Annotated in this window: 19 protein-coding genes and 1 pseudogene; 9 read left to right on the top strand and 11 right to left on the bottom strand. The window is 65.8% G+C overall.

The window, feature by feature from the left end; all coding sequences use genetic code 11:
- Positions 1-838 precede the first annotated feature (838 nt).
- Positions 839-1,396, bottom strand: a complete 558-nt coding sequence (locus V6W80_RS22185) for a hypothetical protein (RefSeq protein ID WP_338545393.1) — start codon at positions 1,394-1,396, stop codon at positions 839-841.
- Between the two features lie 72 nt (positions 1,397-1,468).
- Between V6W80_RS22185 and V6W80_RS22190 the strand changes: the two genes are divergently transcribed.
- Complete coding sequence (locus V6W80_RS22190; protein WP_007161318.1) at positions 1,469-1,936, top strand: tRNA (cytidine(34)-2'-O)-methyltransferase; 468 nt, start codon at positions 1,469-1,471, stop codon at positions 1,934-1,936.
- A 76-nt stretch (positions 1,937-2,012) separates the two neighbouring features.
- A complete protein-coding gene (locus V6W80_RS22195; RefSeq protein ID WP_338545394.1) occupies positions 2,013-4,361 on the top strand; it encodes an FdhF/YdeP family oxidoreductase in 2,349 nt (782 codons plus the stop codon).
- 315 nt (positions 4,362-4,676) lie between these two features.
- Here V6W80_RS22195 and putA read toward each other — a convergent pair whose 3' ends face one another.
- Both putA and V6W80_RS22205 read right to left on the bottom strand, forming a co-directional pair.
- Positions 4,677-8,645, bottom strand: coding sequence for a trifunctional transcriptional regulator/proline dehydrogenase/L-glutamate gamma-semialdehyde dehydrogenase (putA, locus tag V6W80_RS22200; protein WP_338545395.1), 3,969 nt, complete (start codon positions 8,643-8,645; stop codon positions 4,677-4,679).
- A 259-nt stretch (positions 8,646-8,904) separates the two neighbouring features.
- Positions 8,905-9,894, bottom strand: a complete 990-nt coding sequence (locus V6W80_RS22205; RefSeq protein WP_184289817.1) for an LLM class oxidoreductase — start codon at positions 9,892-9,894, stop codon at positions 8,905-8,907.
- Between the two features lie 431 nt (positions 9,895-10,325).
- On the opposite strand from V6W80_RS22205, the pseudogene V6W80_RS24185 reads away from it, so the two are divergent.
- Positions 10,326-11,312, top strand: a pseudogene (locus V6W80_RS24185) (methyl-accepting chemotaxis protein); the annotation flags it as partial.
- Between the two features lie 198 nt (positions 11,313-11,510).
- Positions 11,511-12,218 (top strand): methyl-accepting chemotaxis protein, encoded by a 708-nt coding sequence (locus tag V6W80_RS24190; protein WP_430707826.1) that lies wholly within the window; start codon positions 11,511-11,513, stop codon positions 12,216-12,218.
- A gap of 19 nt (positions 12,219-12,237) precedes the next feature.
- Here the strand turns inward: V6W80_RS24190 and V6W80_RS22215 are convergent, their stop codons facing one another.
- Positions 12,238-12,792: a nucleotidyltransferase family protein gene (locus V6W80_RS22215; RefSeq protein ID WP_338545396.1), complete on the bottom strand. Its 555-nt coding sequence runs from the start codon at positions 12,790-12,792 to the stop codon at positions 12,238-12,240.
- Between the two features lie 259 nt (positions 12,793-13,051).
- Here V6W80_RS22215 and V6W80_RS22220 point away from each other — a divergent pair, with 259 nt between their 5' ends.
- From V6W80_RS22220 to V6W80_RS22230, 3 genes are read left to right on the top strand one after another with little or no spacing between them, the layout of a single operon-like run.
- Complete coding sequence (locus V6W80_RS22220; RefSeq protein ID WP_042135324.1) at positions 13,052-14,674, top strand: methyl-accepting chemotaxis protein; 1,623 nt, start codon at positions 13,052-13,054, stop codon at positions 14,672-14,674.
- Between the two features lie 51 nt (positions 14,675-14,725).
- On the top strand, positions 14,726-15,847 hold the full coding sequence (locus V6W80_RS22225; protein ID WP_312378006.1) for a hypothetical protein: 1,122 nt from the start codon (positions 14,726-14,728) through the stop codon (positions 15,845-15,847).
- Between the two features lie 11 nt (positions 15,848-15,858).
- Entirely contained in the window at positions 15,859-16,260 is a 402-nt protein-coding gene (locus tag V6W80_RS22230; protein WP_338545398.1) for a phosphate ABC transporter substrate-binding protein, read from the top strand.
- A 57-nt stretch (positions 16,261-16,317) separates the two neighbouring features.
- Here the strand turns inward: V6W80_RS22230 and V6W80_RS22235 are convergent, their stop codons facing one another.
- The 4 genes from V6W80_RS22235 to yrfG all read right to left on the bottom strand — a co-directional run bounded on the left by V6W80_RS22235 (position 16,318) and on the right by yrfG (position 21,199).
- Positions 16,318-18,642 (bottom strand): FdhF/YdeP family oxidoreductase, encoded by a 2,325-nt coding sequence (locus V6W80_RS22235; protein ID WP_338545399.1) that lies wholly within the window; start codon positions 18,640-18,642, stop codon positions 16,318-16,320.
- 16 nt (positions 18,643-18,658) lie between these two features.
- The gene (fdhD, locus tag V6W80_RS22240; protein WP_338545400.1) at positions 18,659-19,474 is read right to left on the bottom strand and encodes a formate dehydrogenase accessory sulfurtransferase FdhD; all 816 of its coding nucleotides are present in this window, start codon (positions 19,472-19,474) and stop codon (positions 18,659-18,661) included.
- A gap of 94 nt (positions 19,475-19,568) precedes the next feature.
- Complete coding sequence (locus V6W80_RS22245; RefSeq protein ID WP_017639436.1) at positions 19,569-20,462, bottom strand: LysR family transcriptional regulator; 894 nt, start codon at positions 20,460-20,462, stop codon at positions 19,569-19,571.
- A 77-nt stretch (positions 20,463-20,539) separates the two neighbouring features.
- Complete coding sequence (yrfG, locus tag V6W80_RS22250; RefSeq protein WP_068384705.1) at positions 20,540-21,199, bottom strand: GMP/IMP nucleotidase; 660 nt, start codon at positions 21,197-21,199, stop codon at positions 20,540-20,542.
- A 63-nt stretch (positions 21,200-21,262) separates the two neighbouring features.
- Between yrfG and nudE the strand changes: the two genes are divergently transcribed.
- On the top strand, positions 21,263-21,829 hold the full coding sequence (nudE, locus tag V6W80_RS22255; RefSeq protein WP_183631719.1) for an ADP compounds hydrolase NudE: 567 nt from the start codon (positions 21,263-21,265) through the stop codon (positions 21,827-21,829).
- Positions 21,826-22,668, top strand: a complete 843-nt coding sequence (gene cysQ, locus V6W80_RS22260) for a 3'(2'),5'-bisphosphate nucleotidase CysQ (RefSeq protein WP_338545401.1) — start codon at positions 21,826-21,828, stop codon at positions 22,666-22,668. Before nudE ends, cysQ begins: the two co-directional genes overlap by 4 nt.
- Before the next feature lie 4 nt (positions 22,669-22,672).
- Here the strand turns inward: cysQ and V6W80_RS22265 are convergent, their stop codons facing one another.
- From V6W80_RS22265 to pepP, 3 genes are read right to left on the bottom strand one after another with little or no spacing between them, the layout of a single operon-like run.
- The gene (locus tag V6W80_RS22265) at positions 22,673-23,902 is read right to left on the bottom strand and encodes a 2-octaprenyl-3-methyl-6-methoxy-1,4-benzoquinol hydroxylase (RefSeq protein WP_338545402.1); all 1,230 of its coding nucleotides are present in this window, start codon (positions 23,900-23,902) and stop codon (positions 22,673-22,675) included.
- A gap of 19 nt (positions 23,903-23,921) precedes the next feature.
- Positions 23,922-25,103 (bottom strand): 2-octaprenyl-6-methoxyphenyl hydroxylase, encoded by a 1,182-nt coding sequence (ubiH, locus tag V6W80_RS22270; RefSeq protein ID WP_017639431.1) that lies wholly within the window; start codon positions 25,101-25,103, stop codon positions 23,922-23,924.
- Entirely contained in the window at positions 25,090-26,439 is a 1,350-nt protein-coding gene (gene pepP, locus V6W80_RS22275) for a Xaa-Pro aminopeptidase (RefSeq protein ID WP_338545403.1), read from the bottom strand. The genes ubiH and pepP overlap by 14 nt, the downstream gene beginning before the upstream one ends.
- Position 26,440: the final 1 nt, after the last annotated feature.

Here is a 26,440-nt window from a genome sequence, read left to right on the forward strand (position 1 = left end):
GCTTCTGTAGGAGCGGTCGCTACGGCGCACCGGCATGGCCGCGATAAAGACAGAGCTCCAAGGGCACTGGGCTGTGGAAAACGCTGCGCTGTTTTCCATGCTACAGATTCTGTGAACACCCAAGCATCAGGCTTGCGCCCCGCCCCGTCAGTGAGGCCGAGTGCAGGTGTCGTGGAGGGGGATGTGAGGCAGGACGCCGAGCAAGGCGCGAGGGGCAGGAAGCCCCTTCGTGCCGTGCCCCTGGAGCGGCGCCGGAGCGAGGGGACCCGGAGCGCAGCGAAGGGCCGAAGCGTGGGGTGTGCTTTCTTTTGCTTACTTTTCTTTGCACAGGCAAAGAAAAGTAAGTCGCCGGCTAGGCGAAACCAGAGCCCTCCGCAACCGCGATAAGCAGCAAGGGCAACAAGGGCAACAAGGGCAGCTAGGGCAGCTAGGGCAGCTAGGGCAGCTAGGGCAGCTAGGGCAGCTAGGGCAGCAATAAGACTAGGCACCGCTAATAACGTTGGGCTTCGCTAGCGCTCAACCCAACCTACGACGCTCCCAAAAACCACCCAACTCAAAACTTGGCACACCTTCTGCAATAACCTAGGTAACTACCCTTTTGGGGACCTCGGTACAGGCAGGCTGGGGAATCCCCTCTTTTCTTCTCGAGGCCATCACTCACTGTGATGGCCTCTTTTTTCGTCCGTGAAAAGTCGCAAACCCCAAGCTAGAGCGCTTTTCACCCCACGGCCAAGCCCATGGGATTGGCAATGGCAGCCGAAGCACCAAGGCAACCCGGCACCCCACCCCGTTCCGCTCTGGTGCAAACAGCCAGCGTCTTGCCTGATAACGGGGCATTTCAGGGTGTCAGCGGGACCTCGATGTGCAGCACCCAGTCCTCGCCTTCCTCGACGATACGATCGCTGGCCTGCAGGGCGCCGCCGACGCCTACCAGCAAAATCTTCAGGTCCTGTCCGTCCTGGCGTACCGCCCAGGAAAAGCTGCTGCCTGGTCGTACCACTCGTCCCTGGCGTTCGCCACCGTCCCAGCGGGCCCGGGGCAGACGCAGGCTGAGGGCGCCTTCGGGGCGATAGCGTTCGTAGAACAGCGAGCGGTCGGCGGTGATCAGCAATTCGAAGCGGCCGGCCTCCTGGCGACTGTCCACCCCGAGGATGACCGGGCGGCGAGCCTCGGCCGACCAGGGATCGGGATGGGTGCGCTGGTACACCAGCTGGCCGATGATCATGCCGAACAGGCCGGCGCCCAGGGCCGCCGAGGCCAGCCAAAGGGTCAGGCGCTGGCGCTGGCTGCGCCATTCAGCCTTGAGCAGCTCGGGATCCTCCACCCGCGCCAGTTCGTCCCGGCGGGCACGCTGTTCGCGCAACAGCCAGTCGACCAGCCGGTGCCAGAGGTTCATCGCCCTACCCCGCTCGCGACGGCGCGACGGCGGCGCAGTACCATAGGCGCTTTGCCAGGCGCCCTGCCCTTCATGTTCGACATCATCCTCTACCAACCGGAAATTCCGCCCAATACCGGCAACGTCATTCGCCTGTGCGCCATCACCGGCTGCCGCCTGCATCTGATCGAGCCGCTGGGCTTCGCGCTGGACGACAAGAAATTACGCCGCGCCGGCTTGGACTACCACGAGTGGTCCAGCGTGCGGACCCATGCCAGCCTCGCGGCCTGTATAGCAGATTTACAGCCACCCCGACTGCTGGCCTTCACCACCAAGGCCAGCCATCCCTTCACCGAGATCGCCTACGCGCCGGGCGATGCCCTGCTGTTCGGCCCGGAAAGTCGCGGTCTGCCGGCCGAGGTGCTGGAGTCCCTGCCACCCGAACAGCGGCTGCGCCTGCCCATGCTGCCCAATCGCCGCAGCCTCAATCTGTCCAACACCGTGGCCGTGGCCGTCTACGAAGGCTGGCGTCAGCTGGGCTTCGCCGCACCGCCTGGCTGACCGCCAGAACCTTACTGCCAGACGCGCCGTCCCATGACCTACAGGCACATCGCCAGACCGTCACACGAGGCGCACCATGAGCAAGATCGGCAAACCCAAGGTTGAACGCTACGACGCGCCCTCCGGTGGTTGGGGCTCGGCGCGCTCGGTGACCGAGATCGTCTTGCGCGAGCGGGTGCCGCTCAAATCTGGTGCCCTGCTGACCCGGCAGAACAAGCATGGCGGCTTCGCCTGCGTGAGTTGCGCCTGGGCCAAGCCCGGCAAGCCTCACCCACTGGAATTCTGCGAGAACGGCGCCAAGGCCACCGCCTGGGAGGTCACCAGCAAGAGGTGCGGACCGGAGTTCTTTGCCGGTCATTCCCTCACCGAACTGCGCGGCTGGCGCGACTATGATCTGGAAGAAGTCGGACGCCTCACCCACCCCCTGCGCTACGACGCCGCCAGTGATCGCTATCGCCCGGTAAGCTGGGCGGAAGCCTTCGCCGACATCGGCGCCGAGCTCAAGGCCCTGGATCCGGATTCGGTGATCTTCTACGCCTCGGGTCGCGCGGCGCTGGAGACCTCCTACCTCTATCAGCTCTATGCCCGCCTGTACGGCACCAACAATCTGCCGGACAGTTCCAACATGTGCCACGAGAGCACCTCGGTAGCCCTGCCCAAGAGCATCGGCGTGACCGTGGGCACCGTGACCCTCAACGATTTCGATCAGGCCGACTGCCTGCTGTTTTTCGGCCAGAATCCCGGCAGCAACAGCCCGCGGATGCTGCATGACCTGCAGGAAGCACGCAAACGCGGCGCGCCCATCATCACCTTCAATCCCCTGCGCGAGCGTGGCCTGGAGACCTTCGTCAATCCGCAGTCGCCAGTGGAGATGCTGACCGATCACCCCACCCAGATCAGCACCCAGTACCATCAGCTCAAGCCGGGTGGCGACATCGCCGCCCTCGCCGGCATGTGCAAGGCGCTGCTGACCGCCGATGACCTGGCTCTCGAGCAGGGCCAGCCCGCCGTACTCGACCATGCCTTCATCGCCGAGCACTGCCATGGCTTCGCCGAGTTCTGCGAGTGGCTGCAGCGTCAGGAATGGCCGCAACTGGAGCGCCAGTCGGGTCTGACCCGCAGCGCGCTGGAAGCGGCTGCCGCCGTCTATGGCCGTCGCCAGAAGGTCATCGGCATCTATGGCATGGGGCTGACCCAGCATCGCCATGGTGTGGAAACCATCCAGATGCTGACCAACCTGCTGCTCATGCGCGGCAACATCGGCAAACCCGGTGCCGGCATCTGCCCGGTGCGCGGCCATTCCAATGTCCAGGGTCAGCGCACCGTGGGCATCACCGAGAAACCGGAACTGGCGCCGCTGGAGCAGCTCGGCGAGCGCTTCGGCTTCACCCCGCCGCAAGACAAGGGCCGCAACACCGTGGAGGCCTGCGAAGGCATCCTCGATGGTTCGGTAAAGGCCTTCATCGGCCTGGGTGGCAACTTCCTGCGCGCCATTCCCGAGACCAGTCTGATGGAACCGGCCTGGCGCACCCTGCGCCTGTCGGTACAGATCGCCACCAAGCTCAATCGCAATCACCTCGTCCCGGCGGACAAGGCCTATCTGCTGCCCTGCCTGGGTCGTACCGAAATCGATCGCCAGAATGGCGTGGAGCAGGCTCACAGCACCGAGGACAGCACCGGCTGCATTCACGGCTGGCGCGGGGTGGCCGAGCCGCCTGAAGGTGACCTGCTGTCCGAGTCGGCCATCGTCGCTGGCCTGGCCAAGGCCACCCTGCCGGACAACCCCAAGGTCACCTGGGATGCCTGGGTGGCCGACTATGCACTGATCCGCGACGAGATCGCCCTCTCTTTCCCGGAGATCTTCCACGACTTCAATGCCAGGATGTGGGAGGTGGGCGGCTTCCATCGACCGCTGCCGGCGGCCAAGCGCGAGTGGAAGACCGAGACCGGCAAGGCCAATCTCATCGTGCCGCGCAGCCTGGATGCAGACCCGGACATGCCCGCCAGCGGGCGTGACGTCCTCACTCTGATGACGTTGCGCAGCAACGATCAGTTCAACACCACCATCTATGGCTATCACGATCGTTTCCGCGGCGTGAAGGGCACCCGCGCGGTGCTCCTGATGAATCGCAACGACATCGAACGCCTGGGCCTGGCCGAGGGCGACAAGGTGCAGGTGTCGACGGTGGCCGACGACGGCGTGCGTCGTGAGGTCGGGCCGCTGCGGGTCACGCCCTACAACATCCCGGAAGGCGCCTGCGGCGGCTATTACCCGGAATGCAATGCCCTGATTCCGCTCTGGCACCACGCCGAAGGCAGCAAGGTACCGGCGGCCAAGGCCATCCCGGTGCGTTTGAACAAGCTGATCGTCGCCAACGATGGCGGCTTTCCGGTGGAGCCGGAGGGGTATGGGGCGCAGTACTGAAAGTGGATCAAACCAAGCGTAGAAAACGCTGAAGCCTGGTCCATACCACTGCCTTCCGGAAAACGAAAAGCCCAGCATTGAAGTGCTGGGCTTTTTTGCAACGCTCGATCCAATCTACGGGTAACCGAGCTGAGACAGCTCCACCGTCGAAGCCCAACGGCAAGGCTGACTGTTGGGCATCGCTGCGCTCAACCCAACCTACGAGCTGTCCGTGCTACGGACAAGGCTGCGACCGCCCGGAAAGTAAAAAGCCCAGCACTCACGTGCTGGGCTTTTCGTTGCGCTCAGGCTACGCGCTTCGCAGCCCGATACTTCTTAGCCGATCGTCATCAGACTGGCATTGCCGCCAGCGGCCGCAGTATTCACGCTCAGGGCGCGCTCAATGAGCAGGCGCTCTAGCGGAATGGCGGTCTCGCCGCGGGCCAGGCCCTGGACGCCGACGATGGGGCCGTTGCGCTTGGCTACCAACTGGCAGATCTGGCGCAGCTGGTCGGAGTCACCGTGGTGCAGGACCGCCTCGAAGGCGACTTCATCCTTGCGCCAGTCGGCGGCTACCTGCACCCGCGACCGCACCGTTTGCGGCAAACGATTCAGGGTGACCTTGTGCGCCTCCTCGACCAGCGCGGTGCTGCCCACCGCCATGACCGCCGCCAGCTGTAGCAGCAGATCGCTTTCGTCTGCTGCCAGGCACAGTACTCGGCTGCGCGGCAGCAGGCTGTAGCTGTTGCGCTCGCCCGTCGGGCCGGGCAGCAGGCGGGTCAGGCCGCTCAGGGACTCCTCGGCGAATCTCAGGCAGGCCTGCTCCAACTCGCCCAAGCCCTGCTGCTTGGCCCAGTCATGCAGAGCGCCCAGCGGATTGCCGGCCTGTTGACGCAGGGCATCACGCACCTGCCACTCGGTCTCGCCAGTACTACCCTTGGCCAGGGCCACGGCCGGATCGCCATCCGGACGGGTGCTGAGCAGGCGATAGAGGTATAGCGGACCACCGGCCTTGGGACCGGTGCCCGAAAGGCCTTCGCCGCCAAAGGGCTGCACTCCGACCACCGCGCCGACCATGTTGCGGTTGACGTAGAGGTTGCCGGCATGGGCGCGCTCCACCACCTTGGCGATGGTCTCGTCGATGCGGGTGTGGACGCCAAAGGTCAGGCCGTAGCCGGTGGCGTTGATCTGGTCGATGACCTTGTCCAGGTCCTTGCGGCCATAGCGCACCACGTGCAGCACCGGCCCGAAGACCTCGCGACCCAGTTCGGCCAGGCTCTCCAGCTCGATCAGGGTGGGCATGACGAAGGTGCCGCGGTGGATGGCATCGCCTTCCACCCGTCCACCCTGGTGCACCCGGCGGCCTTTGCCGCGCAGGGCCTGGATGTGCTTGTCGATGGTGGCCTTGGCCTCGCCGTCGATCACCGGGCCGATGTCGATGGCCAGGTTCTCCGGGTTGCCCAGGCGGCATTCGGCCATGGCGCCCTTGAGCATTTCCAGTACGCGATCGGCCACGTCCTCCTGTACGCAGAGCACGCGCAGGGCCGAGCAGCGCTGACCGGCGCTGTCGAAGGCGGAGGCGACCATGTCGGCCACCACCTGCTCGGCCAGCGCCGAGGAATCGACGATCATGGCGTTCTGGCCGCCGGTTTCGGCGATCAGCGGGATCGGCCGGCCCTGGGCGTCCAGGCGTCCGGCGATGTTGCGCGCCAGGATCTGGGCCACCTCGGTGGAGCCAGTGAACATCACGCCCTTGACCCGTACATCGTTGACCAGGGCAGCGCCGATGCTGGAGCCCTCACCCGGCAGCAGCTGCAGCACGCCTTCGGGAATGCCGGCTTCCAGCAGGAGGCGCACGGCCTGGGCCGCGATCAGCGGGGTCTGCTCGGCCGGCTTGGCCAGCACGGTGTTGCCAGCGGCCAGGGCCGCGGCGATCTGGCCGCTGAAGATGGCCAGGGGGAAGTTCCAGGGGCTGATGCAGACCACCGGACCCAGCGGGCGGTGGCTGTCGTTGGCGAAGTCGCGACGCACCAGGGCGGCGTAGTAGCGCAGGAAGTCCACCGCCTCGCGCACCTCGGCGATGGCGTTGGCGTAGGTCTTGCCGGCTTCGCGGACCAGCAGGCCCATCAGCGGCTGGATCTGCGCCTCCATCAGTTCGGCGGCACGGTCCAGGGCGGCGGCGCGCTGCTCGGGCGGCGTGGATTGCCAGATGGGCGCGGCGGCCAGGGCTTCTTCCAAGGCGATGTCGACATCGGCGCGGGTGGCGTTGCTGACCTGACCGACGCGGTCGCGGCGATCGGCCGGATTGAGCACCGGCTGCGCAATCGACGGCTCACTGGCGCGACCCAGCAGCGGACGCGCCTCCCAGGCGGTGTTGCCACTCGCCAGCAGCGCAGCGGACAGCGAACCCAGGCGGTGTTCGCTGGACAGGTCCAGACCGCTGGAATTGCAGCGCTCGGCGCCGTACAGGGCACTCGGATGGGGAATGCGCGGATGCGGCAGGCCGATGCCGCCTTCGTTGGTGGACTGCTGCTCGATCTGCACCACCGGATCGGCCACCAGCTCGTCCAGGGAGATGGAGTGGTCGGCGATGCGGTTGACGAAGGAGGTGTTGGCGCCGTTTTCCAGCAGGCGGCGGACCAGGTAAGCCAGCAGCGTCTCGTGGGTGCCCACCGGAGCATAGATGCGGCACGGGCGCGCCAGCTTGCCGTCCTTGACGCTGCCCACCACCTGCTCGTACAGCGGCTCGCCCATGCCGTGCAAGCACTGGAATTCGTACTGGCCGGGATAGTAGTTCTGCCCGCCCAGCTGGTAGATGGCCGCCAGGGTGTGGGCGTTGTGGGTGGCGAATTGCGGGTAGATGGCTTCCGGCGCGGCCAGCAGCTTGCGCGCACAAGCCAGGTAGGCCACGTCGGTGTAGACCTTGCGGGTATAGACCGGATAGCCCTCCAGGCCCTCCACCTGGGCGCGCTTGATCTCGCTGTCCCAGTAGGCGCCCTTGACCAGGCGGATCATCAGGCGGCGACGGCTGCGGCGGGCCAGGTCGATCAAATAGTCGATCACCAGCGGGCAGCGCTTCTGGTAGGCCTGGATGACGAAGCCGATGCCGTTCCAGCCGGCCAGCTGCGGCTCGAAGGACAGGCGCTCCAGCAGATCCAGGGAGATCTCCAGGCGATCGGCTTCCTCGGCGTCGATGTTCAGGCCGATGTCGTAACGCTTGGCCAGCAGGGTCAGCTCCAGCAGGCGCGGATAGAGCTCGCTCATCACCCGGTCGTACTGGGCGCGGCTGTAGCGCGGATGCAGCGCCGACAGCTTGATGGAGATGCCCGGGCCTTCGTAGATGCCACGACCGTGGGAGGCCTTGCCGATGGAGTGGATGGCCTGCTCGTAGGAGGCCAGGTAGCGGCGGGCGTCGGCCTCGGTCAGGGCGGCTTCGCCCAGCATGTCGTAGCTGTAGCGGAAGCCCTTCGCCTCGAACTTGCTGGCATTGGCCAGGGCCTCGGCGATGGTCTCGCCGGTGACGAACTGCTCGCCCATCAGGCGCATGGCCATGTCCACGCCCTTGCGGATCACCGGCTCGCCGCTCTTGCCGATGAGGCGATTGAGCGAACTGGTGAGGCCGGCTTCGTTATGAGTCGAGACCAGGCGGCCGGTCAGCAGCAGACCCCAGGTGGCGGCGTTGACGAACAGCGAGGGGCTGTTGCCCAGGTGCGGCTGCCAGTTGCCGGTGCTGATCTTGTCGCGGATCAAGGCATCGCGGGTGCCCTTGTCGGGGATGCGCAGCAGGGCTTCGGCCAGGCACATCAGGGCCACGCCTTCCTGGGACGACAGCGAGAACTCGCGGAGCAGGCTCTGCACCATTCCGGAGCGCCCGGTTGCACCCTTGGCATTGCGCAGCTTCTCGGCGATGCGGTGGGCCAGTTCATGGGTAGCCTTGGCCTGGGCCGCGGGCAGTCGCGCCTGCTCCAGCAGCAGCGGCAGCAGCTCCTCTTCCGGCCGGCGATAAGCGGCGGTGATGGCCGAGCGCAGCACCGATTGCGGCAGGATGCTTTCGGCGAACTCCAGGAACGGCTGGTAGACCGGATCGGCCAGGGCCTCGACGGCTTCGTTGTCGCCCTCGGCCAGACGCTGGGCGATGCCCTGCAGATCGGCCAGGCTCGCGCCACTTTCCAGGGTCTCCAGATAGGTATAGATGGCCTGCTTGATCAGCCAGTGAGGTGTCCGATCGATACGACGTGCCGCTTCCTTGAGGCGATCGCGGGTGGCTTCGTCGAGCTTTACGCCCAGGGTAGTGGTAGTGGCCATGCGCAGGTCCTCAAGCAAGAAGGCATCGAAATTCGGCGCAGCTTAGCGCCGCTCGAAATAAAAGTGCAACCAAGTGCAACCCTTGATGCTCTACCGTCGATCCGGTTGCACCAGCAGGCGGGTAACAGATCGCAAAACTATGCAGAGATCAGGCCAAGGGGTGCGACCGGGTTGAACCCCTGGCATAGGGGAATCCGGCATCAGGAGGAAATCGTTAGCCCGGCAAGTGTTACCCGGCTTCACACCAGGGCGGCGCTTACTACTGCAGGGAGGGAAAATGCGGCAGCACGAATTCGCCCAATTCCTGGACGACCTCGCTGGCCGGACGCCGGGAGGGACGCAGGTTTAGAGCCAGGTGATTGACACCCGCCTCCTGCAACTGGGCGAGGTAGTCCACCAGCGCCCGGCGTCCACAGGACAGCCCGGCATGGATGGGCCGTGGCGGCTGGGCCGGATCGCTGGCCAATTCAAAGAACAGCCCCTGAGCGAAGGGCTTGAACAACTCGCGCCCGCCGATCTCGTCCAGCGCCTCGCGCCAGACCCGCGTCAGGGCCGGGACGTGTTCGACCGGCACGAAGTAATAGAACCAACCATCGGCCTTGGCGGCGATCCAGTCCACCGTTTGCCGACTACGCCCGGTCACCAGCGCCGGGATGCGACCGTGCACCGGCTTGGGCACCAGATCGGCCTGTCCCTGCAGATCGCCGAAACGGCGGAATTCACCCAGGGGGAAGTTAGTCTCGCCGGCCAGCCGGAACATCTCGAAGGCATCGCGAAAGCGCTCGCCCCGTCGCTCGAATTCGCTTTCCAGGCCGAAGGCCGGGTACTCCACCGGGCGATCGCCGGACGCCACCCCCAACACCAGCCGACCATCGCTCAGCTGATCGACCGAGGCCGCCATCTTGGCCAGGTGCAGCGGATGGCGCAGGGTGATGACGGCGCTGCCGGTGGCCAGGGTCAGGTGCTGGGTGATACCGGCCAGGTAGCCAAGATAGGTGAAGGGCTCGAACACCTGGCCAGCATCGTTGAAGCCAGGGTCATAGAAGGGTACATCGCGCGCCCAGAGCGCGGCGAAGCCCAACTGGTCGGCCAGCCGCGCCAGCCGGGCATGGTCGCGCAGGGTCGGCATGGGGTCATCGGGATAGCCTTCCAGCGGCAGCAGAAAGCCCAAGGTCAGGCGACCGGGCGCGAACAGCCGCGAAAAGCCCGGATGACGAATGAAGGCGCGGCGGCGGTCCGTGGTGGACATGGGACTCCTGGCCGGAAAGGGTAAGCCTAATCTCCTCTATGGAGTCTAACCCTCCGGCAGGGTTCGGTCAGCTTCGCTGCAGCGGACATCCCGCCCCCACCTGGCAGCAGCCCCGAGTCAGGGACTCGCCGGACTCGCGCCAACCATCGCCCGGTCATTCTCAACCTTCCAGAGCCGGAAAATCCGACTCAATCTAGTAATACCTTTGAATTAAAAATATTTACCACTGAACATTCAAATCCAGATAACTACTTATATTCATTGAGTCATTTCTGATGTCGGCAGTTCAGGCCTTGATGCCGAGACGAAACTATTCATAAATAATTATACTAAATAAATAACTTGTTGACAGGGTTGGCAATTTCCATCTTCATTCAATCGCTTAATACCTTACTTTTCAGTGACCGCGGTAGTGCGGCCAGGGTCTCGTCATGCAATTGAAAAATATCAGTGTCCGCTCGAAGCTGTTCCTGGGCTTTGCCTTGCTCATCATCCCTACGCTACTTGTCGCCTATAGCGGCTGGAGTGGCATCGAGTCGCTGAATCGACGCAGCACCCGCATCGAGTCCATCGATCAGCTGGGTTTCTATAGTCGGGACATGCGAATCGAAAGCCAGGCGTTCTCTCTCGACGATACGCCCGAGCAGGCGAACCAGTGGTTAAAAGTCACCAATCTTTTCGCGGACGAATTGCAGAGCATCGGCGCAGGCTCCAAAGTCCTGCGGAATCAACAACTCACTCAACAGGCAGAAGAGTTGCTCAAGCGGTATCGGGCCTTGCAGCAGACCCGAGTGAGCCTGTCAGCGGAGCAGGGCAAAAGTCGCGAGGCAGGAACCAAGATCGGCGATGACCTTACCGAGAGCCTCAAGTCGCTGTTGCACGCTAAGCAAGAGACGGAACAGGTGGCAGCCCAGCAGCAACTCAGCGAACTCTTCGCCGCCAGTCAGAAGATGCGCCTGGAATTACGTTCCTATAGAGCCGCTCCCAGTGCCGCTCAGCAGCAGCGCGTCAACCAGAGCCTCGATCAGGCCAGGACTGAGCTGCAGGACGTGACGACCTACGTACCTGCCGAGCAATTCCAGGCACTACAGAGCCAGATCGACGCCTATGCCCGCTACTTCGCGCAGCAGGTCGACCTGCAGGCGAAGGTGACCGAAGTGCGCCAGGGACTCGACCAGAGCATCCAAAAGCTGCTGGATATCTCCAACGAGCTTAAGAACGTCCAAAGCGAGTTACGCCAGGCCGACATGAGCAACGCCAGGTATTCGCTACTGGGTTGGCTACTCGCCATCATCACCCTGAGCCTGGCCACGGCCTGGATCATCACCCGATCCATCGTGACTCCCTTGCGCGAGACGATACGCCTGGCCGAACAGGTCGCCAGCGGCGATCTGACCGTACAGGTCGCGGTCACGCGTCAGGACGAACTCGGCATGCTCCAGAGCACCATGCAACGCATGACCGGGAATCTACACGCCCTGATCAGCGAACTGCGCGATGGCGTGGTGCAGATGGCCAGCGCCGCCGAGGAGCTTTCCGCCATCACCCAGCAGACCCGCGCCGGCGCCACGGCGCAAAAGATCGAGACCGAGCAGATCGCCACTGCCATGCAGCAGATGAGCGCCACCATCGGCGAGGTGGCCCGCAATGCCGGGCTGGCCTCCCACTCGGCTCGGGATGCCACGCGCAAGACCCGCGACGGCGACACCATGGTCAATCAGGTCATTACCCAGATCGAAGCCCTGGCCCAGGAGGTGAACACCACTCAGGACACCATGGAATCGCTCAAGCAGGACGCCGATCGCATCAATGGCGTGCTGGACGTGATCAAGGCGGTTGCCGAGCAGACCAATCTGCTGGCGCTCAACGCCGCCATCGAGGCCGCCCGTGCGGGTGAGGCCGGTCGCGGCTTTGCCGTGGTGGCCGACGAGGTACGCGGCCTGGCCCAGCGCACCCGTTCCTCCACCGACGAGATCGCCGGCCTGATCGCCAGTCTGCACGGCAGTACCGACCAGATGACCGCCGCCCTGGAGCGCAACATCCAGTTGACCGACAACAGCGTCGCCTTGACGCGCCAGGCAGGGGCCGTGCTCGGCAGCGTCAGCACCGCGGTGGGCGAGATCGAGACCATGAACGAGCAAATCGCTGCCGCAGTGGAACAGCAGAGCGCCGTCGGCGAAGACATCAGCCGCAGCGTGGTCAAGGTGCATGAGGTGACCGACCAGACCGCCGCCGCCAGCGAGGAAACCGCCCGCTCCAGCGGCGAACTGGCGCGCCTGAGTCTGCAGCTGCAGGAGTTGGCGGGCCGCTTCAAGGTCGGCTAGCTCGGGCCCAAGACCGCGGTCAGGGCTCTTGCACCTGTAACCGCGGCCAACGCTCCAGCCAGCCCTTGGTCGCGAGCCGCTGGCGAAAGGCCGCGGGCCGGGGCCGCCAGGGATTGGGCGTGAGGTGCAGGGCGAACAGCCCTTCTTGGGCGAAGGGGCTGACGACTTGGATCTCGCCGTCGGCGGTCAGGCGCGCGGCCAGGGCAGACTCGACCTCGACCCAAAAACGCATGGCGTCCAGGCTATCGCCATAAGGCGCATCGTCATTGCGCAGGTGCATGGCGGCTTGATTGCGTACCGACCAGGGCCAGCCCGGCGCCTGCGCCGCCAACAGCGCTTCGGTTTCCCTGTCCCGCTCGGGCCGGCAATCAGTCGCATCGAAATAGATGACATCCAGATCCGCCAGTGGCGTCGACTCGGCATGGCCATGCAGTCGATCCCACACCAGGTCGCGCACGAAGCCCGCAGCCAGCCAGGCGTCGGGCAGGTGCAGGTCGGCGAGGACGCGCAGCAGGTGCAGACGCTCGGCGTCCGTCTTCAACCAGGACGCTATCTGGGAGAACTCCGGGGTCATGGCACGGCTACAGGGTCGGAAAATCCCGAAGATGACCGTCTACACCCGCTTTCGCAACGTCCATCGCCAATAATCGCAATAACCTTTAGCCCTCTTAAGTTTTACAAACAGATGTCGAAAATGTGACGGCTTCGCTTGATTACGTTTGCGAGGCCAACAGGACGTGGTGACCGGTCAGGACATGACCACTGGCAGCCCTCGCTGAAAAGAGGGCGCCGCACCTCGCTGCTCGCTACTGCCCAAGCTTTCCGAGGTGTAGATGTTCCGTAACCTGTCGCTGACGCTCAAGCTGTCGCTGCTGCCCGCTGCCGCTCTGCTGGGCCTGCTGCTCTACGTGGCCTACACCTCGGCCCAGCTGGCTGGCAACGATCAACGCCTCGACCAGCTGGAAAATCACAGCTATCCGCTGCTGGAAAAGGCTGACGCCGTACTCTTCCAGTTTTCCCGTCTGCCCGGCCTGTTCAACAGCGCGGTGACAGCCAGTGAGCTGGAAACCCTGGGCGAGGCGCGCAAGGTGGTCGACGACATCGACCACCGCCTGCAGGAAATGGCCGATCTCACCCGTCAGACCTCGGCGCGCAACGACGAGATATCCGGCTGGCGCCAGGGCATCCATCGCTATGCGGACAACGCCCTGGGCGCCTCCGAGCAGCTGATCAAGGGCAGTGGCTCCTTCGACTCCCTGCGACCCAACCTGGACCGCATGGCCACGGATCTCGCCGCCGCCCAGCAGCTGGGCACCACCCTGCGCAGCCATGCCTATACCGACTTCCAGCAGACCCTGGCCCAGGCTCGCGACCAGAACGCCGACACCACCCGGGTGGGTATCTGGCTAAGCCTGCTACTGGTGGTGATCCTGGCCGGCGCCGCGGTGCTGACCATCCGCAGCGTGCTCGGCAGCGTGCGCGAGGTGATCGCCTCGCTGCGCGCCATCGCCGAAGGCGACGGCGACCTCACCCGCCGCCTGCAGGTGGGCTCGCGGGACGAGATCGGTCAGATGACCGCGCTGTTCAACGTCTTTCTCGATCAGCTGCAGGGCACCATCAAGGCCATCGTCGATGCCGCCCATCCGCTGGGCCAGGTGTCCGGCGAGCTCTATCGACTCACCCAGACGGTGGAGAACAACGCCCGTTCCCAGCAGGGTCATACCGAGTCCATTGGCCGTGACATCCAGACCATGAACACCAACCTGCACGAGGTGGCCGACCGCTCGCGCGAGGCCGCCGACCAGGCCTCCGCTGCGGCCGAGCAGTCCGCCGCCGCCCGTACCAGCATCGGCCAGCTGTCGCGCAACATGGGCGAACTGGACGACAGCGTGCGCCAGTCGGCCGAGTCCATGCAGCAGCTGGAACAGGAAACCCGCCAGGTCGGGCTGGTGCTGGACGTGATCAAGTCCATCGCCGAGCAGACCAATCTGCTGGCGCTCAACGCCGCCATCGAGGCCGCGCGCGCCGGTGAACAGGGCCGCGGCTTTGCCGTGGTGGCCGACGAGGTGCGCAATCTGGCGCAGAAGACCGCGCGTTCCACCGCCGAGATCCAGCAGATCATCGAACGCCTGCAGGGCAACGCCCAGCGCGTGCTGCAGGCCATGCAGGGCAGCCATACCCAGGCGCAGGTCAGCGCCAGCAGCTCCCAGGCCGCCACCGCGATGCTCGAGGGCATCGCCCAGGCCGTGGCGCGGATCAACGACTACAACGCTCAGATCGCCCTGCTCACCGGCGAGCAGCTGAGCCTTTCCGATTCGATCAGCAGCGACACCCGCCGCCTGCAGAGCGATACCCAGTCCAGTGCGGACAGCACCACCGCCACCGCCCGTATGGGCGAGCAACTGGTGGTGGTCGACACCGACCTCCGGCAGGCGACCTCGCGCTTCCGCATCTAGCCGTCCCCGTACCGATTTTCCCTATACCGAGAAACCTCTAGGAGCACTTCCATGGCTTTTGCACGTCTGCTCGCCTTCGGCGCGGCCCTCACCTGCGCGGGATCCGCGCTCGCCCTCGATCAGGGTGACTATCGCTTCAACGGCTTCGGCACCGCCGGCATCACCCACCTGGGCGGCGAAGACGACGGCCGCAGCTTCGGCATCAACGGTCAGACCAACGACCACTGGCGGGGCGACCAGCTGAGCAAGCTGGGTGGCCAGTTCCAGTACGGCCTGACCGACAAGCTGGACGCCACCGTGCAGGTCACCGCCAAGGCCGAGCAGGATCAGTGGAAAGCCAACCTGGAATGGGCCTACCTGGCCTTTCACGCCACCGACAACCTGACCTTCCGCGCCGGCCGCCTGCGCACGCCGGTGTTCATGTATTCCGAGACCCTGGACGTAGGCATCACCTACCCCTGGCTGCGTCTGCCCGACGAGGTCTACAGCCAGGTGCAGGTCTCCAACTACGAAGGCGCCGATGCCCTCTGGAGCCTGCCGGTCGCCTTCGGCACCCTGAACCTCCAGGTGAGCGGCGGCCAGGCGGTCAATCGCAACTTCTTCGTCAACGACGACCTCTACGACATCGACTACAAGCGCATCGCCGCCGCCAACGTCAGTCTGGCGACCAACGAGTACGGCACCGTGCGCCTGGCCTACACCGAGTCCAGCATCGACCTGCACTATCCGCTGCTGACCCTGGACGACCAGAAGGGCAAGTTCACCTCGCTCGGCTACCAGTACGACAATGGCACCTGGCTGACCAGCAACGAATGGACCCGCCGCGTCATCGAGGGTGACAACCAGGGCAGCAGCAACGCCTTCTACCTGATGGCCGGTCGCCGCTTCGGTGACTTCCTGGCCCACGTGACCTACGCCCAGCTGGACGAGGAGCGCGCCGGTCGCCAGAGCTCCTGGACCTACGGCCTGAACTACAACATCACCCCCAGCCTGGTGCTCAAGAGCGAGTACAAGCGCGTCGATACCCGGGGCGGCTACAGCGGCGCCTTTGTCACCACCGACAGCGAGACCATCGCCAATGCCGTCTACGACCGCAGCGGCGGTCGCTTCGGCGCGCCGGCGCGCAACTTCGACGGCGACATCATCAGCATCGGCCTCGACTTCATCTTCTAAGGAATCCGCCCATGAGTTCTCTCCGCCTGCTCACCGGCGCCGCCCTGCTGTTCAGCGTCAGCCTGGTCCATGCCGAAGTCGCCGTGATCGTCAATCCGGCCGCCACCAAGACACCCGGCCAGGATGAAGTGGCCAATATCTTCCTCGGCAAGGACAAGTCGCTGAAGGGCGTCGACCAGAAGGACTGGTCGGCCACCAAGGAAACCTTCTATGCCAAGGTCGCCAACAAGAACGAAGCCCAGCTGAAGTCCTACTGGTCGGGCCTGGTGTTTACCGGCAAGGGCCAGCCGCTGCCCAGCGTGGCCGGCGACGCCGCCGTGGTCGCCCAGGTGGCCGGCGAAGCCGAAGCCATCGGCTACGTGGACAAGGCCGCGGTCACCGACAAGGTAAAGGTCCTCTTCACCCTGCAGTGATGGCCGCGCCATGAAAAAAGCCGTCTCGCGACGGCTTTTTTCATTTCCGGGGAGGCCTCAGGCCACCGAAGCGATACGGTTGCCGGCGCTGGCCTTCTCGACCTTGATGGCGACGAACTTGGAGGTGGGCGTGAAGCTGCCCTCGCCGTAGCTCTCCAGGGGCACCAGCGGATTGGTCTCCGGGTAGTAGCCCGCAGCCTGGCCGACCGGGATGTCGAACGGCAGCGCGGTAAAGCCGCGGACCCGGCGCTCGAGGCCGTCGTCCCACAGGGCGACCAGATCCACCTTCTCGCCGGCGGCCACGCCCAGGCGATCCAGATCGGCCTGGTTGACGAAGACCACGTCGCGCTGGCCCTTCACGCCGCGATAGCGGTCGTCGAGGCTGTAGATGGTGGTGTTGTACTGATCGTGGGATCTCATGGTCTGCAGGATCAGGTCGGGCTTGATGCCCTGGCGGCGGACCGCGTCCGGCAAGAGGTCATGCAGCAGCGCATTGGCGGCGAAGTTGGCCTTGCCGGTGGGGGTATTCCACTCCCGACGCCCGGCCTTGTTGCCCAGGTAGAAACCGCCGGGTGCGGCGAGACGCGCGTTGAAGTCCTGGAAGCCAGGAATGACGTCGGCGATCAGATCGCGGATGCGGTCGTAATCCTCGATCAGCCAGTCCCAGTCCACCGGATGGTTGCCCAGGGTGGCCTTGGCCAGACCGGCGACGATGGCCGGCTCGGACTTCATCTGCGTCGACAGCGGCCGCAGGATACCGGCCGAGGCGTGCACCATGCTGAAGCTGTCTTCCACGGTGATGGCCTGCTTGCCGCCCTTCTGCACGTCCATCTCGGTGCGGCCCAGGCAGGGCAGGATCAGCGCCTGGCGACCGGTCACCAGGTGGCTACGGTTGAGCTTGGTGGCGATATGGACGGTCAGGTCGCACTTGCGCAGCGCCTTGTGGGTGCGCGGGGTGTCCGGGGTCGCCTGGGCGAAGTTGCCGCCGAGGCCGATGAACACCTTGGCCTTGCCCTGCTCCATGGCGGCGATAGCCTCCACGGTGTTGTGACCGCGATTGCGCGGCGGTTCGAAGGCGAAGCGCTTGGCCAGGGCATCACTGAGCCAGGCCGGGGCCTTCTCGTCGATGCCCATGGTGCGGTCGCCCTGGACGTTGCTGTGGCCGCGCACCGGGCAGAGACCGGCGCCAGGCTTGCCGATCTGGCCGCAGAGCAACTGCAGGTTGGCGATCTCCTGCACCGTGGCCACGGAATGGCGGTGCTGGGTGATGCCCATGGCCCAGCAGATGATGACCTTCTCGGCGCGGGCATACATGCGCGCGGCCTGCTCGATCTCGTGCAGCGACAGTCCCGACTGGTGCTCGATCAGCTCCCAGGAGGTGGCGTCGACCTGAGCCAGGTAGTCGTCCATGCCCAGGGTATGGGCAGCGATGAACTCATGGTCGAAGATACGCTTGGCGCCCTTGGCGGCGGCCTCGCGCTCCCACTGCAGCAGGTACTTGGCAATGCCGCGCAGCGCGGCCATGTCACCACCCAGGGCCGGACGGAAGTAGGCGGTATTGGTCGGCCGCGAGTCGTTGGTGAGCATCTCCAGCGGATTCTGCGGATGCTGGAAGCGCTCCAGGCCACGCTCCTTGAGCGGGTTGAAGCAGACCACCTGGGCACCCCGCTTCACCGCGTTGCGCAAGGTCTCGATCATGCGCGGGTGGTTGGTGCCCGGGTTCTGGCCGATGACGAAGATGGCATCGGCCTCGTCCAGGTCGTGATAGGTCACGGTGCCCTTGCCGACGCCGATGCTGCGGCCCAGGCCCACGCCGCTGGCCTCGTGGCACATGTTCGAGCAGTCGGGGAAGTTGTTGGTGCCATAGGCGCGCACGAACAGCTGGTAAAGGAAGGCCGCCTCGTTGCTGGCGCGACCCGAGGTATAGAACTCGGCTTCGTCGGGGCTGGCCAGGGCCTTGAGCTCCTTGGCGATCAGCGCGAAGGCGGCGTCCCAGCCGATGGGCACATAGCGATCGGTGGCCGCGTCATAGCGCAGCGGCTCGGTCAGCCGGCCCTGGTATTCGAGCCAGTAGTCGCTCTGCTCCTGCAGCGAGGTCACGCTGTGGCGAGCGAAGAAGGCCGCATCGACGCGGCGCTTGGTGGCCTCCCAGTTGACCGCCTTGGCGCCGTTCTCGCAGAACTTCACCAGGCCGTTTTCCGGCGCCTCGCCCCAGGCACAGCCGGGGCAGTCGAAGCCGTGGTCCTGGTTGGTCTTGAGCAGCGTACGCAGATTCTTGAAGGCGTTGCCGCTGTCGAGCCAGAAGTGCACCACGCTCTTCAGGGCGCCCCAGCCGGCGGCGGGGCCTTGATAGGGTTTGAAGGACTGCTGAGGTTTGTTCATGGCGATTCCCGTGGGATCAAGGGGCAACGGGCGCCGGGGCATAGACCCGCGGTGGCGACCGGTGCGGCAGGTGGATCAGATTGAGACGATGGCGGCGCGCCCATTCCACGGCGAGCCCAGTGGGCGCCGACAGGGTGATGAGGGTGGCGAGCCCGGCACGCACCGCCTTGTGGATGAGTTCGAGACTGCAGCGACTGGTGATCACCACGCAGCCCTCGCGCACCGGCTGGCGCTGGCGCAGCAGAGCGCCGATGAGCTTGTCCAGGGCGTTGTGGCGGCCGATGTCTTCGCGGCACAGGGTCAGCTCGCCCTGAGCGTCGATGAACAGCGCGGCATGGACCGCCCCGCTGCGTTGCCCGAGATCCTGGGCGGCGTCGATACGCTGGCGCAGGTCATGCAGATGGGCGGCCGGGGGCAGCCGCACCTTGCGCAGTCGATCCAACTGCGGCAGCGCCTGCTCCAGGGCCTCGACCCCGCACAGGCCGCAACCGCTGGTGCCGACCAGTTGCCGACGCTGCTGCTTGAGCGCCCAGAAGGTGCGGCTGCTGATCTCGACGTCGACATTGAGCGCCTCGCCCACACGCCGCACCTGGATGCCATAGATGTCGTCGATGGCATCGACGATGCCGGCGCTGAGGCTGAAACCGACCACGTAGTCTTCCACGTCGGCCGGCGTCGCCATCATCACCGCATGGCTGATGCCGTTGTAGGCGATGGCCAACGCCACCTCTTCGGCCAGCGGCTGTTCGCCCCGCACGGTAGGCTGCTCCAGCTCGGCGAAGGCATAGCCGGCAGGAGGCGCGGCAACAAGGTCTGGCGATTGCTGGGACATGGGCGAAAACGACCTGCGGCGGTTTGACACAGATCAAAGATTAACCAGCACATCCCGGGGCGTCTAATCGCTATGACCGATGCCTTGATAAACGCTATCTATCACTCTCGGCGTAGAGCGCCTTGACCGCCTGGAAACAGGCATCGGCGACCGCCAGTCGGGGCTCGGTCCGACGAATGAGCAGGCCCAGGGGCGTCAGGGTGCGGGCCGTGTCGATGGGAATCAGCCGGGCATGGGGAGTAAGGCGATCGAAGCCGCCGGCCAGGGGCACCACGGCGCAGCAGAGTCCGGCATTGACCGCCTGCAACAGCAGATAGACCGCATCGGTCTCCAGCACCGGCTGCGGCGTCAGGCCCAGGCTGCGAAAGCCGTGATCCACCGACTGGCGAAAATGCATGGCGCCGGTCAGCAGACCGAGCGGCAACCCGGCCACCGCCTGCCAGTCCAGCGCGGCCTGGTCGAAGCTGAAATGGCGCTCGTCATAGAGCAGGCCCATGCGCGTCTCGGTCAGGGTCAGGCTGTCGAAGCGCGTCGGATCCAGGTGTTCCAGGTAGGAGATGCCCAGCTCCAGGCGATTGCTGGCCACGGCTTCGAGGATGCGCTCAGTGCTCAGCACCTGCAGCTGGAAATGCAGCTTGGGGTGCAACAGGCGCAGGTGCTGCAGCAGCGGCATGGGATCGAAGCTGGCCAGGGGCACCAGGCCGACCCGCAGCGTACCCACCAGTTGCCCCTGGAAGGCCTGGGCTTCGGCATAGAGACCGTCGTGGGCGGCCATCAGGGTACGCGCCCAGGCGAGGATACGCTGACCGGCCTCGGTGAAACCCTCGAAACGCTGCCCGCGGCGCACCAGCTCCACGCCCAGTTCGTCTTCCAGACCGCGCAGGCGCATGGACAGGGTCGGCTGGGTGACGTGACAGCGCGCCGCCGCCTGGCCGAAGTGGCGCGTCTCGTCCAAGGCGATGAGAAAGCGCAGTTGCTTGATATCCACAGATTACCTCCAGGCGCTCTGCCCCCTCTCCCACTGGGAGAGGGCCGGGGTGAGGGTCGCCAGGACTGCGGCAGTCGTCACTGCGGCAGCAACTCCCGATAGTCCCGCACCGCCTCGAATTCCTCGCTGTCCTTGGGCCCGCGGCGGCTGTCCGGCTCGTGGATCGCCAACAGGTGGGCGACCCCGTAGTCGCGGGCGCTGCGCAGGATCGGCAGGTTGTCGTCGATGAACAGGGTGCGTGCCGGATCGAAGGCGAAGTCCGCCTGCAGGGCGTGCCAGAACTGCTGCTCTTCCTTGGGGAAGCCATAGTCGTGGGAGCTGATCAGCCGGTCGAAATAGGGCGCCAGCTCGATGCGCTCCAGCTTCAGCGACAGGGAGTCGCGATGGGCGTTGGTGATCAGCGCCACCCGCTTGCCGGCGCGCTGCAGGGCGGCCAGGAAGGTGTCGGCGTCGGGTCTCAGGGCGATCAGGTGAGCGATCTCCTCCTTGAGTTCGCGCATGGAAAAGCCCAGCTCGGCGCTCCAGAAGTCCAGGCAGTACCAGGTCAGCTTGCCCTGATGGCTGAAAAACAGCGGCTCCAGCTCGGCCTTGGCCAGCGCCAGGGACTGGCCGTGGCGCTCGGCATAGCGCTGCGGCAGGTACTCCAGCCAGAAATGGTTGTCGAAATGCAGATCGAGCAGGGTGCCGTCCATGTCCAGCAACACGGTATCGATACGGCTCCAGTCGAGAGGGGTCATGGTGACTCCGGATCATGTAACAGGCGGGTTATCATACCCGTCCGCCCAGCCCAGGAGCCGTCCATGCGCCAGAAACCCACTGTTCTCGCCCGACAGATCGTGGCCAAGAGCCGTCTGTTCACCGTCGAGGAGATGCAGTTGCGCTTCGCCAACGGCGAGGAGCGCACCTACGAGCGCCTGGCCAACAAGGGCACCGGTCACGGTGCGGTGATGGTGGTGGCCCTGCAGGACGCCACCCGTGCCCTGCTCATCGAGGAATACTGCGGCGGCGTGGAAGACTACGAACTGTCGCTGCCCAAGGGTCTGGTGGAACCGGGCGAAGAGATCCTTGACGCCGCCAATCGCGAACTCAAGGAAGAAGCCGGCTTCGGCGCGCATCAGCTGGAATACCTGACCGCCCTGTCGCTGAGCCCGGGCTACATGAGCCAACGCATCCATGTGGTGCTGGCCCGCGATCTCTATCCCGAGCAGCTGCCGGGCGACGAACCCGAGCCGCTGGAGGTCAGCAGCGTCGACCTGCGCGAGCTGTCGCAGCTGGTGCAGAATCCACGCTTTTCCGAAGGCCGCGCCCTGGCCGCCCTCTACTTGGTGCGCGACCTGCTCACCCAACGCGGAGAACTGCCGGCATGATGGCGCCCGTTTCCATTACCGCTCCGCTGGTACTCAACGTCATCGACCTAGTGCGCCAGGCCGGCGCGGCCATCCTGCCCTACTGGCGCCAGGGCGTGGCGGTGCGGCAGAAGAGCGACGACTCGCCGGTGACCGCCGCCGACCTCGCCGCCCACCGGGTGCTGGCCGAAGGCCTGGCCCGGCTGACCCCGGACGTGCCGGTGCTGTCGGAAGAAGCCTGTGACATCCCCTTCGCGGCGCGCAGCGCCTGGGACGTCTGGTGGGTGGTCGATCCCCTGGACGGCACCAAGGAATTCGTCGACGGCAGCGAGGAATTCACCGTCAACGTGGCCCTGGTCGAGCGTGGCCAGGTGATCTTCGGCGTGGTCGGCATCCCCACCCGGGATGTCTGCTTCAGCGGCGGTCGTGAACTGGGCGCCTTCCGCATCCAGGGTGAAGACGGCGTCGAGATCGGCGTGCGCAACCAGCCGGAAGACGCCTTCACCGTGGTCGCCAGTCGCCGCCACGGCAGTCCGGCGCAGCAACGGCTGCTGGAAGAACTGGGCAACACCCTCGGCGAACCCAAGCTGGTCAGCGTCGGCAGCTCGCTGAAGTTCTGCCTGCTGGCCGAGGGGCTGGCCGACTTCTATCCCCGACTTGCCCCCACTTCTCAATGGGACACTGCCGCCGCTCAGGGCGTGCTGGAAGGCGCCGGCGGCGAGGTCCTGACCCTGGACGGTCAGCCCCTCACCTACGAGATGCGCGAGTCCTTCCTCAATCCGCACTTCCTCGCCCTGCCCCGCGAGGCCGCCTGGAGGCAGCAGGTGCTGGAGCTGGCCGGCTCCTTGGGCGACGCCTGAGCCGTCAGACCACGACCCTGGCCAGCTCCGGCACATCACCCGACAGGCCCAGGGCGCGGCGCACGAACAGCGCCTTGGCCTCGAAATGGCGATCGACCTGCTTGAGCGCGGCGTTGCGCAGCCAGCGTAGCGGCAGGCGGTCGTCCTGGAACAGGCGCTGGAAGCCTTCCATCGCCGCCATCATCGCCAGGTTGTGCGGCATGCGGCGGCGCTCGTAGCGTTCCAGCACCCGCTGTTCGGCGATGGATTCACCGCGCGCCTGGGCATGACGCAATTCCTCGGCCAGCACCGCGGCGTCGAGAAAGCCCAGGTTGACGCCCTGCCCGGCCAGCGGATGGATGACATGGGCGGCATCGCCGATCAAGGCCAGGCCAGGCTCCACATAGCGCTTGGCATGGCGCTGGCGCAGCGGGATGCACAGTCGCGTGTCGCTGCACTCCACCTTGCCCAGGCGATGCTCGAAAGCCTCGCCCAGGGCCTGGCAGAAGGCCGTGTCGTCCAAGGCCATCAGCCGCTCGCCCTGCTTGGGCGTGCAGGACCAGACGATGGAGCACCAGCGGGTATCGCCACCGCGGTCCAGCGGCAGGAAGGCCAGCGGGCCGTCGTCGGTGAATCTCTGCCAGGCGGTGCGCTGGTGCGATTCGGCACAGCGCACGCTGGTGACGATGGCATGGTGCAGATAGTCCCACTCGCGGGTTTCCAGCCCGGCCAGGCGACGCACGGCGGAGGTGGCGCCATCGGCGGCCACCACCAGCGGGGCACGGATCTGACGATCGCCGGCCAATTGCACCAGCCACTGGTCGCCGGAGCGACGCAGCAACTCCAGGCGCGCCTCCGGCAGGAGCAGGACGTTGGCCTCGGCCAGGCGTTCGAGCAGGGCGTCCTGCACCACGCGATTCTCGACGATATGGCCGAGCACCTCGGCGTGCACGCTGGTGGCATCGAAATGCACGGCGCCGGTGCCGGAGCCGTCCCAGACGTGCATCGCCTGGTAGGGACTGACGCGGCGCGCGAGGATGCCGTCCCAGGCACCCAGGCGCTGCAGGATGCGCTGGCTGGCCAGCGACAGGGCGCTGACCCGGGGCTCGAAGGGCAAGTCGCTTTCGACCGCGCCCGGCGTGAGTGGGCCGCGGTCGAGCAGCACCACCGACAGGCCGCTGTCGGCCAGCGCCAGGGCCAGGCCGCTGCCGACCATGCCGGCACCGACGATCACCAGATCCGCATGGGTCAGCATGCTCGTTTCTCCTCGCAGGTCAGGGACGGGTACCCAGGCCCATGGCCTGGCGGGCGAAGGCACTCTTGGCCGGTGGGCACAGCTCCAGGCCGACCAGGCCCAGGTTGCGTCCGGCACTGAGCCAGGGCCGGCTGTTGGAAAACAGCCGGGTGATACGATCGGAAAAGCCGATGGTCAGCTGCTGATCCAGACGCTGGCGCTGCAGATAGTCCTGCAAGGTGGCGAAATCACCGGGCGCCGCGCCGCTTTCCAGCAGGCACTCGGCCAGGCTGTCCACGTCGCGCAGAGACAGATTGAAGCCTTGGCCGGCGATAGGGTGCAGGCTGTGGGCGGCGTTGCCCAGCACCACCAGATGCGGGCGGACCTGTTCGTTAGCCTCCAGCAGGGTCAGCGGATAGGCGTGACGGGTGCCCACCTGGGTGAAGCTGCCCAGGCGATAGCCCACCGCCTGCTGCAATTCGGCGAGAAAGACGGCATCGGTCGCCTGTTGCAACCGCAATGCCTCGGCATCCGGCTGGGTCCAGACCAGGGCGCTGCGCTGGCCCGGCAGGGGCAGCAGCGCCAGGGGACCATGGGGCGTGAAGCGCTCGAAGGCGCGACCCCCATGCCCCAGATTGGTCGAGACGTTGGCGATCAACGCGGTCTGCTCGTAGACCGTGCGGCGCACCTCGATGCCGAGGGATTCGCGCAGCGCCGAACGCCCACCGTCGGCCAGTACCGCCAGGCCGCATTCGAGGACGTCGCCATCATCCAGTTCCAGACGATAGCCATCGGGTATGGCGGTGAGCGTGCGCACCTCGGCCGGGCAGCGCCAGTCCACCACCTCGCGATCCAGCGCCTGCCAGAGCACCTGGCCGATCCAGGCGTTCTCCACCACATAGCCCAGCGCCGGCAGATTCTCGTCACGGGCGAGCAACTGGGTCACGCCGAAGCGGCCCTGGTCGGAGACCTGGATCTCTTGGATCGCCTCGGCATGTTCGGCCAGAGCCTCCCACACGCCGAGACGCTGGTAGATCAGCCGTGAACCATAGGACAGCGCCGAGGAGCGGGCGTCGTAGCTGGGCTGATAGGTATCGCCGGGGGCGAAGGGTTCCACCAGCAGGATGCGCCAGCCGCGCGCCTTGGCGCCGGCCTGCAGGGCCAGGGCCAGGCTGGCACCCACCAGACCGCCGCCGATGATGGCGATATCAGGACGTTGCATGAGCGTTCTCCCGGCGGTCGCGCGCGGCCGCCATCAAGCCTTCGATCTCCGCGACCGCCTTGGGCAGGCCGGCGGTCAGCACCTCGCAACCACTGCGCGTCACCAGCACCTCGTCCTCGATGCGGATGCCCAGGCCACGCCATTTGCGCGGCACCTCGGCGTCCGGCGGGATATAGAGTCCGGGCTCCACGGTCAGCACCATACCCGGCTCCAGCATCCGCCACTGGTCGCCGATGCGATATTCACCCACGTCATGGACATCCAGCCCCAGCCAGTGACCGGCGCGGTGCATGTAGAACTCGCGACAGGCGCCCGCCTCGATCAGGTCGTCCAGTTGGCCCTGGAGCAGGCCCAGGGCCAACAGCCCTTCGGTGATCACCCTGACCGTGGCCTCATGGGGTTCGTTCCAGTGCCGCCCGGGTGCCACGCAGGCGATGGCGGTCTGGCTGGCCGCCAGCACGATGTCGTACAGCTGCCGCTGCTCGGGCGAGAAGCGGCCATTGACAGGAAAGGTACGGGTCACGTCGCTGGCATAGCACTCCAGTTCGCAGCCGGCGTCGATCAGCACCAGGTCGCCGTCGCGCAGGGGCGCGTTGTTGGCCTGGTAATGCATCACGCAGGCGTTGGCCCCCGCGGCGACGATGGAGCCATAGGCCGCCAGCCGTGCGCCCCCCTGGCGAAAGCAGTAGTCCAGCTCCGCCTCCAGGTGATACTCGCGCAGCCCCGGCCGGCAGGCCTGCATGGCGCGCAGGTGGGCGGCGCAGGTCAGCTCGGCGGCGGCCTTGAGCAGGCGCACCTCGGCGGCCGACTTGTACAGTCGGCTGTCGTGCAGCAGGGTATCCAGCGCCAGCAGCTCCCGCGGCGGCGAAGCGCCCTGATCGGCCTTGGCGCGGATCAGTTCGATCCAGTTGAGCAGTTGCCGCTCGAATTCCGGATGGGCACCCATCGCGTAGTAGACCCGCTCGCGGCCTTCCAGCAGGCCGGGCAGGATGTCGTCCAGATCGCCGATGGGAAAGGCGTCGTCCGCGCCATAGTCGGCCAGCGCCCCTTCCTGACCCGCGCGCCGGCCCTCCCAGCGTTCCATCTCCAGATCCCGCTCGCGGCAGAACAGCAGATATTCACCATGGGCACGGCCGGGAATCAGCACGGCCAGGGCTTCCGGCTCGGGAAAGCCGGTGAGGTACTGGAAATCGCTGTCCTGGCGATAGGGCTGCTCGATGTCGCGGTTGCGCAGGCACACCGGCGCAGCGGGCAGCAGGGCGATGCCGCCGTGGCCGATCTCGGCCATCAGGGCGCGGCGGCGGCGGGCGAATTCGGCCTTGTGGATTCGCGGCATG

The organism is Pseudomonas benzopyrenica, from assembly GCF_036884265.1.
In the GTDB taxonomy this organism is placed as follows: domain Bacteria; phylum Pseudomonadota; class Gammaproteobacteria; order Pseudomonadales; family Pseudomonadaceae; genus Chryseomonas; species Chryseomonas benzopyrenica.

Bases quoted from the DNA above. Each gene is read 5' to 3' on its own strand.
- nudE (WP_183631719.1), top strand. From the start codon at position 21,263: ATGCGCCAGAAACCCACTGTTCTCGCCCGACAGATCGTGGCCAAGAGC.
- V6W80_RS22185 (WP_338545393.1), bottom strand. From the start codon at position 1,396: ATGAACCTCTGGCACCGGCTGGTCGACTGGCTGTTGCGCGAACAGCGT.
- putA (WP_338545395.1), bottom strand. From the start codon at position 8,645: ATGGCCACTACCACTACCCTGGGCGTAAAGCTCGACGAAGCCACCCGC.
- fdhD (WP_338545400.1), bottom strand. From the start codon at position 19,474: ATGTCCCAGCAATCGCCAGACCTTGTTGCCGCGCCTCCTGCCGGCTAT.
- cysQ (WP_338545401.1), top strand. From the start codon at position 21,826: ATGATGGCGCCCGTTTCCATTACCGCTCCGCTGGTACTCAACGTCATC.
- V6W80_RS22215 (WP_338545396.1), bottom strand. From the start codon at position 12,792: ATGACCCCGGAGTTCTCCCAGATAGCGTCCTGGTTGAAGACGGACGCC.
- V6W80_RS24190 (WP_430707826.1), top strand. From the start codon at position 11,511: ATGAGCGCCACCATCGGCGAGGTGGCCCGCAATGCCGGGCTGGCCTCC.
- ubiH (WP_017639431.1), bottom strand. From the start codon at position 25,103: ATGCAACGTCCTGATATCGCCATCATCGGCGGCGGTCTGGTGGGTGCC.
- yrfG (WP_068384705.1), bottom strand. From the start codon at position 21,199: ATGACCCCTCTCGACTGGAGCCGTATCGATACCGTGTTGCTGGACATG.
- pepP (WP_338545403.1), bottom strand. From the start codon at position 26,439: ATGCCGCGAATCCACAAGGCCGAATTCGCCCGCCGCCGCCGCGCCCTG.
- V6W80_RS22230 (WP_338545398.1), top strand. From the start codon at position 15,859: ATGAGTTCTCTCCGCCTGCTCACCGGCGCCGCCCTGCTGTTCAGCGTC.
- V6W80_RS22205 (WP_184289817.1), bottom strand. From the start codon at position 9,894: ATGTCCACCACGGACCGCCGCCGCGCCTTCATTCGTCATCCGGGCTTT.
- V6W80_RS22220 (WP_042135324.1), top strand. From the start codon at position 13,052: ATGTTCCGTAACCTGTCGCTGACGCTCAAGCTGTCGCTGCTGCCCGCT.
- V6W80_RS22225 (WP_312378006.1), top strand. From the start codon at position 14,726: ATGGCTTTTGCACGTCTGCTCGCCTTCGGCGCGGCCCTCACCTGCGCG.
- V6W80_RS22190 (WP_007161318.1), top strand. From the start codon at position 1,469: ATGTTCGACATCATCCTCTACCAACCGGAAATTCCGCCCAATACCGGC.
- V6W80_RS22195 (WP_338545394.1), top strand. From the start codon at position 2,013: ATGAGCAAGATCGGCAAACCCAAGGTTGAACGCTACGACGCGCCCTCC.
- V6W80_RS22265 (WP_338545402.1), bottom strand. From the start codon at position 23,902: ATGCTGACCCATGCGGATCTGGTGATCGTCGGTGCCGGCATGGTCGGC.
- V6W80_RS22235 (WP_338545399.1), bottom strand. From the start codon at position 18,642: ATGAACAAACCTCAGCAGTCCTTCAAACCCTATCAAGGCCCCGCCGCC.